General features: G+C 67.5%; 11 protein-coding genes. 5 read left to right on the top strand and 6 right to left on the bottom strand.

Going from position 1 to position 14,363, the window contains the following annotated elements:
- Window positions 1-69: 69 nt before the first annotated feature.
- Together ACMGFE_RS14565 and ACMGFE_RS14570 are read right to left on the bottom strand one after the other, a co-directional pair.
- Window positions 70-357 (bottom strand): HalOD1 output domain-containing protein, encoded by a 288-nt coding sequence (locus ACMGFE_RS14565; protein ID WP_436925938.1) that lies wholly within the window; start codon window positions 355-357, stop codon window positions 70-72.
- A gap of 385 nt (window positions 358-742) precedes the next feature.
- Window positions 743-1,264: a deoxyuridine 5'-triphosphate nucleotidohydrolase gene (locus ACMGFE_RS14570; RefSeq protein WP_436925939.1), complete on the bottom strand. Its 522-nt coding sequence runs from the start codon at window positions 1,262-1,264 to the stop codon at window positions 743-745.
- Between the two features lie 237 nt (window positions 1,265-1,501).
- On the opposite strand from ACMGFE_RS14570, the gene ACMGFE_RS14575 reads away from it, so the two are divergent.
- Complete coding sequence (locus ACMGFE_RS14575) at window positions 1,502-3,466, top strand: aconitate hydratase (RefSeq protein WP_436925940.1); 1,965 nt, start codon at window positions 1,502-1,504, stop codon at window positions 3,464-3,466.
- 119 nt (window positions 3,467-3,585) lie between these two features.
- On the opposite strand, the gene ACMGFE_RS14580 is transcribed toward ACMGFE_RS14575, so the two are convergent.
- Window positions 3,586-4,491, bottom strand: a complete 906-nt coding sequence (locus ACMGFE_RS14580; RefSeq protein WP_436925941.1) for an alpha/beta hydrolase — start codon at window positions 4,489-4,491, stop codon at window positions 3,586-3,588.
- 303 nt (window positions 4,492-4,794) lie between these two features.
- Here ACMGFE_RS14580 and rimI point away from each other — a divergent pair, with 303 nt between their 5' ends.
- Window positions 4,795-5,313: a ribosomal protein S18-alanine N-acetyltransferase gene (rimI, locus tag ACMGFE_RS14585; RefSeq protein WP_436926101.1), complete on the top strand. Its 519-nt coding sequence runs from the start codon at window positions 4,795-4,797 to the stop codon at window positions 5,311-5,313.
- Window positions 5,314-5,334: 21 nt separating this feature from the next.
- Here rimI and ACMGFE_RS14590 read toward each other — a convergent pair whose 3' ends face one another.
- Window positions 5,335-5,616, bottom strand: coding sequence for a hypothetical protein (locus tag ACMGFE_RS14590; protein ID WP_436925942.1), 282 nt, complete (start codon window positions 5,614-5,616; stop codon window positions 5,335-5,337).
- A 472-nt stretch (window positions 5,617-6,088) separates the two neighbouring features.
- Entirely contained in the window at window positions 6,089-7,333 is a 1,245-nt protein-coding gene (locus ACMGFE_RS14595) for an MFS transporter (protein WP_436925943.1), read from the bottom strand.
- 443 nt (window positions 7,334-7,776) lie between these two features.
- Between ACMGFE_RS14595 and ACMGFE_RS14600 the strand changes: the two genes are divergently transcribed.
- A complete protein-coding gene (locus ACMGFE_RS14600; protein ID WP_436925944.1) occupies window positions 7,777-9,303 on the top strand; it encodes an aldehyde dehydrogenase family protein in 1,527 nt (508 codons plus the stop codon).
- Between the two features lies 1 nt (window position 9,304).
- Entirely contained in the window at window positions 9,305-9,682 is a 378-nt protein-coding gene (locus ACMGFE_RS14605; RefSeq protein WP_436925945.1) for a hypothetical protein, read from the top strand.
- A 10-nt stretch (window positions 9,683-9,692) separates the two neighbouring features.
- On the opposite strand, the gene ileS is transcribed toward ACMGFE_RS14605, so the two are convergent.
- Complete coding sequence (gene ileS, locus ACMGFE_RS14610) at window positions 9,693-13,016, bottom strand: isoleucine--tRNA ligase (RefSeq protein WP_436925946.1); 3,324 nt, start codon at window positions 13,014-13,016, stop codon at window positions 9,693-9,695.
- 306 nt (window positions 13,017-13,322) lie between these two features.
- Here ileS and ACMGFE_RS14615 point away from each other — a divergent pair, with 306 nt between their 5' ends.
- Entirely contained in the window at window positions 13,323-14,360 is a 1,038-nt protein-coding gene (locus tag ACMGFE_RS14615; protein ID WP_436925947.1) for an NAD(P)-dependent alcohol dehydrogenase, read from the top strand.
- Window positions 14,361-14,363 lie beyond the last annotated feature (3 nt).

Raw genomic sequence — 14,363 nt, forward strand, 5'->3', positions numbered from 1 at the left:
GGAGAAATCGCCCCCCGGCGTGTTAGACCTGTCCCGGGAAACGAGGGTCGGGTCCGTCCGCAGGCCCCCTCACTCGTCGGGGTCGACCGAGACGTGGCCGCCGCCGTCGATGGTGACGTCGTGGCCCTCGACGGAGAACGTCAGCGACTCCTCGTCGTCCCCGCCGTCGAGGAGCGTCTCGATCTGCTCGATGTCGACGTAGGCGTCGGCGTCTTCGACGTTGTCGGCCTCTAGATCGGTCACGTCGGCGACCGCTGTGCCGACGGCTTCGTTTATCGGCCGGGGACTCACCCACCCGTCGCTCACCGCGTCGCCCTCCCCTGGGGCGAGCACGTACAGTTCCTCGTTAGCTGGCATACTCTCTACGTCACCGGAACGGTATATAGAACCGTGAGTGCGGTTTCACGCTCTGAAAGAACTGCCCGGTCCCGTCGGTCGACGTCGACCCGTTCGGGCGCGTCGGCGCGGTGGGGTTTTTGCGGGCGCGTTCCACCTTTGCGGGCGCTTGCCGCCGACTCGGCGAGGCGTCCATCCGGTATTCGGGTCGAGTGTCACAGAAATCGGGGAGACCCCCGATACACCGGTGTTGGAGGCGTCGTCCGGTGTTGGATGTCAGAGGCACGGTCCGGCCGGGCTCCCCCCAACACCGTTCGTACGTTTCACCACACTCTCGATTAATCTTACGGCTTGGGTTAGCATGCCGCCCGGGCGCGTCCGCCGCTCGCCGTCGTCGCGAGGGCCGTCACTCCAGGCCCTCGCGCTGGTAGGCGCCGTCGTAGGTGTCGGCGTGGTCCGCCTCGGCGAGCACGAGCTGAGCGATCCGCGCGCCGCGTTCGAGTTCGACGGGGTGGTACACCTCGAGCAATCCCTCCCCGCGCCCCTCGTAGCCGGCGTCCCAGACGGCGGTGTCCAGCATGCAGGAGTTGCGCAACAGCGACGACCGCGGGTAGAGAAAGCCGACGTGGCCCTCGGGGATCCGGACGGTGTCCGCGTATTCGACGACGTATCCGCCGGTGTCGAGATAGTAGACGTCCGTGTCTCCGTCGGCCTCGGGGTCGCGTTCGCGGCGTTCACCGACGGTCTTGCCGTCGGTCCCGATGCGACCGGGCGCGACCTGTTCGTACACCGCGCCGAGTCGAAGGTCGACGCCGTTCGGCTGAACCTGGTCGTCGGCCACGTCGCCGAGGACGTCCGCGACGAACCGCCCGCTCCTGAACATACCGGGCGTGGTCCGCTCGCCAGCATAGTCGTTTCGTTCTCGCACCCGCGGGAGACGTCCCCGTTCGTCCCCTCGCAGGTGCCCGACGCCGTCCGTCGCACCGGTTCTGTGGATCGTCGAACCGATTAACGGCGTTCGTCGAAGCCGAACGCGATCGGGACTCTCCACAACTGTCGAATCGCAGTCAAGACAGAAATCGCAAGACCGCGGCGGGGTGCCAACTGACAACACTCGCGGTAACTCGCGGGTTTTATATCCGCGCGTGTGCCATTGTCGGACGTTATGGGACAGACACTTACGGAAAAGATTCTCGACGAGCACCTCGTCGAGGGCGAGCTCGAACCCGGCGAGGAGATCGGGATCGAGATCGACCAGGTCCTCACGCAGGACACCACCGGGACGCTTGTGTGGCTGCAGTTCGAGGCGCTCGACCTGGACGACGTCCAGACCGAGGTCGCCGCGCAGTACTGCGACCACCAGACCTACCAGTTCGACTTCAAGAACACGGACGACCACCGCTTCCTCCGTTCGGCGGCGGGCAAGTTCGGCGCGCACTTCTCGCGCCCGGGCAACGGCATCTGCCACAACGTCCACAAGGAGAACTTCGCCGCGCCGGGCAAGACGATGCTCGGTTCGGACTCCCACACGCCGACCCCCGGCGGGATGGGCGAACTCGCCATCGGTGCCGGCGGGCTCGACGTCGCCGTCGCGATGGGCGGTGGCGCCTACTACATCGACATGCCGGAGGTCGTCAACGTCCGCCTCGAAGGTGAGCTCCCCGAGTGGGCCACCGCGAAGGACGTCATCCTCGAGCTCTTGCGACGCCTCTCGGTGAAGGGTGGCGTCGGCAAGATCTTCGAGTACACCGGTCCGGGCGTGGACACCCTCTCGGTGCCCGAGCGGACGACGATCACCAACATGGGCACGGAGCTCGGCGCGACTTCCTCCATCTTCCCGACCGACGAGAAGACCGAGGAGTACCTCGAAGCCGTCGGCCGCTCCGAGGACTTCGAGCAGGTCGAGCCCGACGAGGACGCCGAGTACCACGACGAGATCGTGGTCGACCTCTCGGAGCTCGAGCCGCTCATCGCCGAGCCCTCGATGCCCGACAACGTCGTCCCCGTCCGCGAGGTCGAGGGCGTCGACGTCGACCAGGTCATGATCGGCTCCTGTACGAACGGCGCCTACGAGGACATCCTGCCCGCGGCGAAGATGCTCGAAGGCCGCGAGATCAACAAGACGACGGAGATGATCGTCGCGCCCGGCTCCAAGCAGGCCTCCGAGATGCTCGCCCGCGAGGGCTGGACGGCCGAGATGATGGCCGCCGGCGTCAACTTCTCCGAGGCGACCTGCGGCGCGTGTATCGGCAACGGCCACGTGCCCGCTTCGGACTCGGTCTCGCTGCGCACCTTCAACCGCAACTTCGAGGGTCGCTCCGGTATCGAGGACGACTCCGTGTACCTCTGTTCGCCCGAGGTCGCCACCGCGGCGGCGCTCGAGGGCGAGATCGTCGACCCGCGCGACCTCGACGACGTCGAGGACCCCGGCTTCGAACTCGCCGACCACTACGTCGGCGTCAGCGGCTCCGACCTCATCACGCCCGACGAGGCCGTCGACGACGAGCTCATCAAGGGCCCGAACATCGGCGACGTGCCGCTGAAGGACCCGCTCCCGGCCGACCTGCACGGCGAGATCCTGCTGAAGATGCCGGACAACATCACGACCGACCACATCAGCCCGGCTAACGCCGACGTGCTGATGTACCGGTCGAACATCCCGAAGCTCTCCGAGTTCACGCTCACGCGCGTCGACGACACGTTCCCCGAGCGCGCCCTCGAGAACGACGGCGGCATCCTGCTCGCCGGCGAGAACTACGGACAGGGTTCCTCCCGCGAGCACGCGGCGCTGTGCCCGATGTACCTCGGCATCGACGCCGTCCTCGCCCAGAGCTTCGCCCGCATCCACAAGGCGAACCTCTTCAACTTCGGCATCGTCCCGCTGACGATCGACGAGGAGACCTACGAGGACATCGACCAGGGCGACGACGTCGAGATCGTCGACGACGTCGCCGAGGCGGTCCGCACGGGTCAGGAAGAGTTCACCATCCGCGTCAACGACGACTGGGAGGCCACCGCCAACCTCGACGCCTCGGAGCGCGAGCGCGAGATCCTCGCCGACGGCGGGAAGCTCACCCACGTCAAACAGCAGTACGAGTCCGACGAGTCCGGCGCGCCCGCAGACGACTGACGCCACACCTTCTCCGTTTTTTCACTCGTCGCCAGCGACGGCGCCGTCGACGTCTCTCGCCCGGATGCGACTGTCGTGCCTCAAGTCGACGTCTCTCGCCCGAGACCGGCTGTCGTACCTCAACGGGCTCTGTCTTGAAACCCGTCGACGATCGCGAAGCAATCCCGTCGCCGGTCGCCGTGCATCAGGTAGTGGTCGCCGCCGTCGATCTCGACGTAGTCGGCGGTGTCGACGGTCAGTTCGTCGAAGTGGTCGAGCGAACCCGGCCGGTCGGCGATTTCGTCCTCCGTGCCGCGAATCACGAGCGTCGGCACGTCGATACCGGCGGGGTCCCAGGCGGGGTCGCCCTCGCAGGAGGCGCGCCAGTCGGCCAGCGCGCCGGTCTGGGCCTTGTACGTCGTCTCGTCGATGCCCTGGTTGGACTCGACCTGTGCCTGCCAGATGCCCTCGAACAGTGCGTCGTCGCCGCCCTGGCGTTCGCGGACCGTCTCTCTGTCCTGGGTGTACCACGCCACGTCGACGCTGTCGAGGCCGAGCGCGTCCATCCCATCGGCGAAGTCGTATCGCGGCTTGTACACCGGTGCGACCTGGGTCAGCGAGGCCAGATCTGGGTCGTCGCGTTCGACGTAGCGGCCGCAGGTGTGACACCCCCACGAGACGCCGACGAGGTGGACGGCGTCGTAGTCTTCGCGGACCGTGGCGAGGGTATCGGCGACATCGTTTGCCGCCCGGTCGGCACGAACTGGTGGCCCGCCGGCCTCGGGCGCGTCGTCCATCTCCGGGGGGAGGTCGCTGTCGCCGTACCCGCGAACGTCGAGCGCGTAGGCGCCACGGCCCAGATCCGAGGCCGCGTGGAGCCACGAGTACGAGTCGTCGTCCGCGACGGGCGTGGCGAAGAGCGCGCGAGCGTTCGTGATGCTCCCGTGGACGAAGACCACCGCCTCCGTCGCACCCTCGGGGACCCGCTGCCAGCAGTTCAATCGAGCACCGTCTCGCGCCTCGACAGTCCGAGCACGAACGTTCATGCTGGCCAACACGTCTCGAACGCCCAAATACGGACGGGGTGGTCGGAGCACGACGGCGCAGCCGCTGTCGTCGATAGCGTCCGTCGTCACTGTGGAGCGTGCGGTCGGTAGCAAACCGCTTCGAAGAGAGTGGGGTGGGGAGGGTGGAGTGGCACCCATCTGGGTGCATTGGGTCCTGTGAGTGGTGTCGTTAAGAATTTTGTGGAGCACCACAGGCGCCGGTAGTCCCGGTCTCGGCCGTCGTTCCGGGCGTTCTCGGCGGTGGCAGTAGACATTTGTACGGTGGCCACCTACGCGGCGACAGTGACGACGGTCGCACGGGACGAGGCGGCGGGACCGGACGTACGGATCCGCGAGGCCGAACGCGCCGACCTGCTCGCCGTCTTCCACATCGAGCAGGAGGCGTTCCCCCAGCCGTGGCCGTTCTCGGCGTTCGAGCGCTTCCTCGACGAGCCGGGGTTCCTCGTCGCGCAGGTCCGCGACGCCGACGACTCGCGGGAGACGGCGACGATCGGCGACGACGGGCGCGTCGTGGGGTACGTCGTGGCCGACGTGGTGCCCAACCACGGCGAGGATCTGGGCCACGTCAAGGACATCGCGGTCGCCGAGGAGCGCCGCAGCGAGGGCATCGGCCGGCGCCTCCTCCAGCGCGCGCTGACCGCGCTCGCCGCCCAGAACGCCGCCTCCGTAAAACTCGAAGTCAGGGAGTCCAACGACGCCGCGATGGACCTGTACCGCCGGTTCGGCTTCGAGCACCACGGCACCCTTCCCGGCTACTACGCCAACGGCGAGGACGCGCTCGTGATGGTCCGCGAGTTCTGACCGACGACAGCCGTCGCGGCGCTACTCCTGTTCGTCCCTGAGCGCCTCCGCGATGGCCTCCAGATCGGCCTTTCTGAAGCTGTCGCCGCTGTCTTCGCTATCGCCGTCCAGCCCGTCGACGGCCGCGCGGATGGCCGCCCGCATCGCCGGTTTCGACGGCTGGCCGCTCGTGTCGACGTCGGCGTCGACGGCGTCGCAGATGGCCGCGAGCGCCTCTTTCGTGAACGAACTCGACACCTCGCGTTCGAAGCGGCCGACCGAGACGCGGATCTCGTTGCGCAGGGCGTGAACTGTCGGTGACATGGTGTTGTCGTCGCGGCCGTCGGTGGTGTACGTTGTGGTCGACGAGTTAGCGGGGGCTGCGAAACGGATCCGGGCGACTGCTGTCCCGTAACCGCACTCACCGTCGTAGCCGCGAACAGCGTGAAAGCCCCCGCTCGCTCCAGTCGAGGGGCTCGCTGCGCGCTTCGCTCGCTACGCTCGCTCCAGTGCTTACGTCGCCCGTCTTCCCGGAGCGAGCGGCCCCTTTCATTCCCACCCGTGTCGGGTGGTCGGTCAGTCTGTGCGGGTGGGAATGAAAGGGGCGACCCGTTCGGCGAAGGCGGACGAAGCAAGCACCGCAGGTGAGCGGTGCGAACCGAGGAGCGCAGCGAGGCCCCCGAGCCGAACGGGTCGGGGCTTTCACGCTGTTTGCGGTACCGATCGAGTCATCGGTCGCAGTGGCGTCGGTTGCGCCGTCCGAGGTCACCGATCCCCCTCGAAGACCAGTTCCCGATCACCACGCAGCTAACGCGTCTCGGCCGTGGTTGTACGAGAGGATGCCGAGGAAGGCGAACACGCCGGTGAAGGCGAAGGCGCCGCCGAGGAAGAACACCCAGTCGATGCCGGCGTTGCTCGTCAACCAGCCACCGGCGAGCGGCGCGAGTACGGACCCGGGCCGCCAGACCAGGTCGCGAACGCCGAAACTTGAGGCGACGCCCTGTCCTTTGCCTTCGTCAGCGAACAGCGCCATGCTGGCCGGTTCGCGGATGGAGTCGGCGACGCCCAGGAGGCCGTTCAGGACCACGAGCGGGATGAACGCCGCCGAGAGCGTCCCGAGGAACGGGAAGGTATCGGGCAGGCCGAGCGCGCCGCCGATGACGGGGGTGAAGGGGACGACGACGGCGATAGTGCCGTAGAAGAGGCCGCCGACGAAGACGAAGCGGGCGCGGCCGAATTTGTCCGAGAGCCCGCCCGTGTAGGGCTGGCAGATCATGTTGGTGAACTTCTCGGCGGCGAGGATGACCGCGACCGCCGTCGCGGCCTCGTACCCCAGTCCGCCCCTGCTGGCTTCCAGTCCGGCGTAGATGGGCACCCAGGTGCGGACGAGCGTCACCGCGACGGCGTACTGGGCGCGGAAACTCGTCATCGTGAGGATGCGTTTGTTGAAGGCCAGATCGGTGAAGGGAAAGCCGTGGATGCGGGTGTCGTCGGGCTCGACCCACAGCCAGACGACGACGAACGCCGCCGCGGCGACGACCATCAGCAGGCCGAACACCGCTTCGAACCCGAACAGGTCGTAGAGCGCTCCGGCGGAGAACGTCCCGCCGATGGCCGCCGCGAACCGCCAGGCGTTGGAGGTCCCGATGGTGTTGGCCCGCTCGGACTCGCGGGCCAGGTCGCCCACGAGCGCCAGCGCAATGAGCCCGGCCGCGGTGGCGGCGATCCCCTGGACGGCCCGGACGGCGATGAACTGCCAGCTCGTCCCGACGAAGGCGAAGCCAAGGTAGACGAACACGGAGAGGCCGAGCCCGCCCAGCAGTACCGTGCGTTTGTCGTAGCGGTCGCCCGCCCACGAGATGGGGATGATCCCGACCGCCTGCGCGAACGTCAGTCCGGTCGCGAACATCCCGAGCACGAACCCCTCGGCACCGAGTTCGTTGATGAACGTCGGCAGGAGCGTCAGCAGCGTGACGAGCCCGAACGAACTCGCGAATCGCGTGAAATACAGCGCCCGCAGTTGCTTTCCTGTATCGGTCACTGATCGGACGGTTGCGATACGGGCCAAAAGCGATTCCGATAGTCGAAGAATTCTCTCCCATCGGCGACAGGTCGGTGACGAGCAGATCGTCTCGCGCCGAACGGCAGTGGGTGCACTGTCGCGGCCTCCGTGCCGCGGCGGAGTCGGACGAGGTCTGATCACGGGCGCAGATCGTCCGCAGGTTCTCGCTCGGTGGAGACGAGCGCCACGTCCAGGTCGGGCCTCTGTGACTGCGGCCATCGCACTGCTCGAAGAGACCGGACGCGACCGAGAGCGGGACGCTCGACCCGACCGCGCTCTTCCGTTGCGGCGCGACCGCCCTCTCGATGGTACGATAGAGAGCCGTACGACCCGATTCGATCGCCGTCGCCGATGTCAGCTAGCTGATGTGAAATATTCAACACGAAAATCACTAAGTCGGGGTGGATCATAATTGATGATGTATGTCTACAGAGAGTGGATCGCAAGACCCGGCGGAGCGAAAGTCGGCGATCAGAACGCGCCACGAGCAGGCAGCGAACGAGGTACTCCCGGATCATCGGAATCTGTTCATCGGGGGCGAGTGGGTTCCGAGTGCCTCCGGGGAGACCTTCGAAACGACCGATCCGACGACCGGCGAGACACTCGCCGAGGTGCAGGCCGGCAACGCCGAGGACATCGACCGGGCCGTCGCGGCCGCGTGGGAGGCCTACGACGAGACGTACAGCGAGACGTCGACGGCCGAGCGGCAGGCGATGCTCGAATCCATCGCCGACGCCGTCGAGGAACACAAAGAGGAGTTCGCACGCCTCGAAAGCCTGGACAACGGCAAACCCATCACCGAGGCGCGCATCGACATGACCCTCGTCGCCGACCACTTCCGGTACTTCGCCGGCATCGCGCGCGCCCACGAGGGGGTGACCGTCGACACCGACGACAGCAGGCACGTCCAGACCCTCCGCGAGCCGTACGGTGTCGTCGGACAGATCATCCCGTGGAACTTCCCGCTGCTGATGGCGGCCTGGAAGCTCGGCCCCGCGCTGGCGGCCGGCAACACGGTCGTCCTCAAACCCGCCGAGGAGACCCCGATGACCATCCTGAAACTGATGGAGGTCACCGAAGACGTGATTCCGGACGGCGTGGTCAACGTCGTCACCGGATTCGGCACGGAGGCGGGCGCACCCCTCTCCGAACACCCGGACGTTCGGAAACTCGCGTTCACCGGGTCGACCGAAGTCGGCCGGGAGGTGATGAAGAGCGCTGCGGACAACATCACCGACCTCACGCTGGAACTGGGCGGAAAGAGTCCGCTGGTCGTCTTCCCCGACGCGGACCTCGAACGGGCCGTCCAGACGACCATCACGGCCATCTTCTTCAACACCGGGGAGTGCTGCTGTGCCGGATCGCGGCTGTTCGTCCACGAAGACGTCAAAGACGAGTTCCTGGACGAACTGGCGGCGGCGGCGGAGGAGCTGACCGTGGACGACCCGCTGCTGGAGTCGACGGACCTCGGTCCGAAGGTGACCGCCGAACAGGTCGAACGGACGATGGGCTACATCCAGGAAGCCGAAGAAGCGGGGGCGGCGTTCGTCACCGGCGGGAGCCAGCCCGACGACGAGGCCCTGTCCGACGGCTGTTTCGTCGCGCCGACCCTCATCGACGACATCGACCACGACAACAGGGCCGTCCAGGAGGAGATCTTCGGGCCGGTCCAGGAGGTGTTCACCTGGAGCGACTACGACGAGATGATCGAACTGGCCAACGACGTGGATTACGGCCTCGCGGCGGGTGTCCTCACCGAGGACCTGACGACGGCCCACCAGGCCGTCAAGGACATCGAGGCCGGCAACATCTGGGTCAACACCTACAACGACTTCCCGGCGGGCCAGCCCTTCGGCGGGTACAAGCAGTCCGGGATGGGCCGGGAGACCGCCCAGGAAGCCGTCGAACACTACACGCAGACGAAGACTGCCAACATCTCGCTGCGGTAGCGTGACCGTCCCCTTCCCGGAGCTATCTTCGGGTCGAATCCGGGCCGGGCACGTCTCGGTGGCGCCCGACGGGACGGCCTACGTCGTCCCCTCGGGGATGCACGAGCGACTGCGTGACGCGGTCGTGTCGGACACCGGCGAGCGAGCGGGGGACCCGAAGGTCGACCTCGCGCTGGCCGGGTGGGCCTCGCTGCAGAGCGACGGGATGACCGACCGGGTGAACGTCGACGCCCCCGACGGCTTCGCGAACGAGTCCATCGTCAGGCGATTCGCTCGCTCGCACGACGCCGGTTCCGTCGCCGTGGCGTACCACCCCAGCGGCGAGGTGCGCCGGTGGACCGATCCCGACGCCGTCACGCTGCCGGAGACGTCGAAATAGACGGGTCCTCTCAGTCCGACGCTTCGGCCGCTGCGATGGGTGCGATCGCGATCTCCACCTCGATGTCCTCGACGTCCCAGGTCTTGCGGTGACCGTCCGAGACCGCACCGACCTCCTCGGCGCGGACCTCGTCGGCGATGAGGCCCTCGTGGGGGGCGACGAGGTCGGCGACGCGGTCGTCGTGGACCTCGTACTCCAGGCGGATCGACTCCTCCATGTCCAGGTCGAGTTCCTTGCGCATCTCCTGGACGCGGCGGATGACCTCGCGGGCGTAGCCCTCGCTCTCGATGTCCTCGGTGAGCGCGGTGTCGACGTAGACGACGCCCTCGCTGTCGAGCGCCTGGAACTCGGCGCCGGCGACGCCGTCGGGCGTGTGCCGGACGAACTCGACCATCTCCGCGTCGAGATCGATCGGCTCGTCGAGTGCGGCGGCGACGGCCGACTCCAGCGCCTCGACGGTCGGCTCGGCCACGCGGGCGTCGTTGAGCGCGCCCATGACCCGGCCGGCGTCGTCGCCGAACGCCGGTCCGAGGAGGCTCATGTCGGCCTCGGCGGAGTAGGTGAGTTCGCCCCACTCCTCCGCGGGGCCGACGACCTCGATCTCGCGGGCGTTGAGCCGGTCGGCCAGGATGTCCTCGCGGAGTTCGACCGTGCCGGCGACGTCGGTGGCGTCGGTTTCGTCGCCCGCGTCGTCCACGTCGACCACGACGCGTTTGACGGGCCAGCGGAGCTTGCGTTCGGCCTGCTGGCGGGCGTTCGAGCCCGCTTCCTCGATGGCGCGGACGATCTCGACGTCGCCTTCGAGGCCCAGGTCGCGCCACTCGTCGTCGGGCTCGGGCCAGTCACACATGTGAACCGTCGGGTGCCCGGCGTCGCCGGTGAGCGAGCCGTAGACCTCCTCGGCGACGAAGGGGGTGAAGGGCGCGAACAGGGCCGCGACCTCTTCGAGCACCGTGTAGAGGGTGGTGTAGGCGGCCCGCTTGCTCGGGGAGTCCGACTCGTCCCACATGCGCTCGCGGACGACCTGGACGTAAAAGCGCGAGACGTCCTCGACCACGAAGTCGATCAGCGCGTTCACCGCGCGGTCGTTCTCGAAGCCCTCCATCGCGTCGGTCATCTCCGCCTCGACGCTCTGGAGTCGCGAGAGCACCCACTCGTCGACGAGTTCGAGGTCGTCTGCGACGTCCTCCAGCGAGACCGCGTCGTCGGCGGCTTCGCCGCCTTCGGCTCGTCGCGACGGAGTCGCAACGCCCGGCTCGAAGTCGTCGGCGCGCATGTACGGGAGCGGGAAGCGCGCGACGTTCCAGAGGATGTTGAGCCGCCGTTGCATCTCCTGGGTCTCGTCCCACGAGAAGTTCATGTCCTCGCCCTGGGCGGTCACGGAGAGCAGGAACAGGCGCATCGGGTCGACGCCGTAGTCGTCGATGACCTCGTGGGGGTCCACGAAGATGCCCTTCGACTTGGACATGCCGCGACCGTCGGGCATGTTCGCGTAGCCGTGCATCAGGACCTGCTTGTAGGGAATATCACCCGTCGCGGCGGTGGACATCCCGAGTTGCGACCAGAACCACCCGCGGGTCTGGTCGTGGGCCTCCATGATGAGGTCGGCGGGCCACAGTTCGTCGAAGCGGCTCTCGTCCTCGGGGTAGTTCAGCGTGCCCCACGTCGCGACCGAGGAGTCCAGCCACACGTCGAAGACGTCCGGGACGCGCTCGTAGGTCGTCCCGTCTTCGGTGATCGTCAGGTCGTCGACGGTGTCCTTGTGCAGGTCGACGCGCTCGGGGTCGACGTCCTGGTCGACGCGGTCGGCGAGTTCCTCGCGGTCGCCGACGACGATGGCTTGCTCCATGCTTCCATCCCAATTTTCGCTCGGAATCCAGATCGGGATCGGGATACCCCAGTAGCGCTGGCGGGAGACGTTCCAGTCGGGGGCGTCCTCGACGAAATCGCGGAAGCGGTTGTCGCGCGCCCACTGGGGGTACCACTCGCTGTCTTCGATATTTTCGAGGAGTTCCTCTTTGATGTCGGTGACCGTGATAAACCACTGGTCGGTGACGATCTGGATGATGCCCGTGTCACAGCGCCAGCAGTGGCCGTAGCTGTGGGACGTCGTCTCCTCTGCGAGCAGGGCGCCGCCGGCCGCCAGGTCGTCCATGATGTCTCGATCCGCGTCCTTGACGAACTGGCCGGCGTACGCGCCCGCGCTGTCGTCGTAGACGCCGTCGGCGCCGACGGGACAGAAGATGTCGAGCCCGAGTTCGGTGCCGCGTTCGAAGTCCTCCTCACCGTGGCCCGGCGCGGAGTGGACGAGTCCCGTGCCCTCGCCCTCGGTGTCGACGTAGTCGCCGGTGTACACCTGGAGCGCGCCCTCGCCGCTCGGTGCGTCGGGGACTTCCTCGCGGAGCGGGTGTTCGTAGGTCCAGCCGAGCATCTCCTCGCCGGTCAGTTCCTCGACGACCTCGTAGTCGTCGTAGCGCCCGGTCGAGAGCACGCTGTCGACCTTCGCCGCGGCGACGTACAGGCGCTCGGTGCCCCCGTCCTTCGTGGCGTCGACGCCGACGTATTCGCCCTCGCCGTCGACCGCGACGAAGGTGTTGGCGGGGATGGTCCACGGCGTCGTCGTCCAGATGACGAGCGAGCCCTCGCGGTCTTTCAGGTCGAACTTGACGTAGATCGAGGGGTCCTCGACGTCCTCGTACTCGACCTCGTTGTTGGCGATGGCGGTCTCACAGCGCGGACACTGGGAGATGGAGCGCTGGCCCTGTTCGACGAGGCCGCGCTGGTGGGCCTTCTCGAAGCCCCACCACGCCGCTTCCATGTACTCCGGCGTGACCGTTTTGTATGGATCGTCCCAGTCCATCCAGACGCCGAAGGACTTGAAGTCCTCCTGCAGGCCCTCGAGTTGCTCGTTCGCGTAGGCCTTGCACTCGTCGATGAAGTTCTGTTCGCCGAACTCCTCGATGTCCTTCTTGTTCTCGAAGTCCAGGCGCTCCTCGACGCGGGTCTCGATGGGCAGGCCGTGCATGTCGTAGCCCGGCCGGTCGGTCACGTCGTAGCCCTGCATCCGGAGATAACGGATGTAGCAGTCCTTCAGCGTCTTGTTCCAGGTGGTGCCCATGTGGGCCGCGCCGGAGGTGTACGGCGGGCCGTCGACGAAGAAGTAGTCCTCGCCCTCGGATCGGTGCTCGACCGTCTGCTCGTAGGCGTCGACGGCGTCCCAGTAGTCGAAGACGCGGTCCTCGACCGCGTCGGGGTCGTACTGGTCGGGGACGTCCGCGAACCGCTCCGTGCGGGCCGCGGGTTCCCCGTCTCCGTCGGCGTCGTCCGTGCTCATACACTGACGAACCCGCCCGACGCTCTTGGAAACTTCGGTCCGGCCGCCGCGTCGGGCGTCGCCGGGCGAGGGACCGGCCGCCGTCCGCGACCGTTCGCGGGCGCCGACCCCTCGCCGTCGAACGCTCGCCACGGTTCGCGTCTCGACCGACCGCGCCACCTCGCGCCGGACCGTCCACTCGGCCGGAGTCGACTGCGTTCGACGTGCGTTTCATACATTATCTGTTACGTAGTCCGTTCCGGATACGTGCCAGGAATAGGCGGGAGAACCGACGATTATATTATCAATGGAGAATAACTATCGGCAATGAGTCAATCGAAGCGGCGGCCCGAATCCACCGTCGGGAGGGGCTACGATCGCGCGATGCAGGCAGTCGTTCAGGACGAGTACGGTCCGCCCGACGTTCTGAAACTCCGGGCGGTCGAACCACCGGTGCCGGAAGACGACGAGGTGCTGGTGCGCGTGCACGCGGCTGGCGCCAATCCTGCCGACTCGCACCTGATGCGGGGCGACCCGTACTTCGTGCGCCTGCTGACCGGGCTCCGTGCCCCGAAAAACGGCGTCCCGGGGCTGGACGTGGCGGGGCGCGTGGAGGCGGTCGGCGACGACGTGACGGCGTTCCGTCCGGGCGACGAGGTGTTCGGGGAGGCGACGGGGAGTTTCGCCGAGTACGCGTGCGCCGCGGCGGACGAACTGGCGCTCAAACCCGACTCGCTCACGTACGTGGAGGCCGCGGCGGTCCCGATCGCTGGCGTCACCGCGCTCCAGGGCCTTCGGGACGAGGGGCGACTCGAGGCCGGCCAGCGGATCCTGATCAACGGCGCGTCGGGGGGCGTCGGCACGTTCGCCGTTCAGATAGCGACGTCGCGCGGCGCGCACGTGGCGGGCGTCTGCAGCACGCGGAACGTGGACATGGTCCGGGAACTCGGCGCGGACGACGTCTTCGACTACACGACGGAGGACTTCACCCTGAGCGGCGAGCGATACGACGTCGTCTTCGACCTGGTGGGGAACCGCTCGCCGCGGGCACTCCGACGGGCCCTGGCCCCCGGCGGCACGCTCGTCCTCTCCAGCGGGGCGGGCGGTCCCCTGATCGGACCGCTAGGGACTCAGGCCAGGGCGCTCCTGGCGTCGCTGTTCGCGGACCACCGGGTGGCCGTGTTCATCGCGTCGGTGAACGGCACCGACCTGGCGGCGCTGTCGGACCTGATCGAGTCCGGCGACGTGACCCCGGTCGTCGACAGGACGTACCCGCTCGCGGAGGCCGCCGAGGCGATCCGCTATCTCGAGCGGGGCCACGCTCGCGGGAAGGTCGTCGTCACCGTGGCCGGTGACGGAGAGTGAGGG

The organism is Halosimplex amylolyticum, assembly GCF_051414035.1.
GTDB classification, from domain to species: domain Archaea; phylum Halobacteriota; class Halobacteria; order Halobacteriales; family Haloarculaceae; genus Halosimplex; species Halosimplex amylolyticum.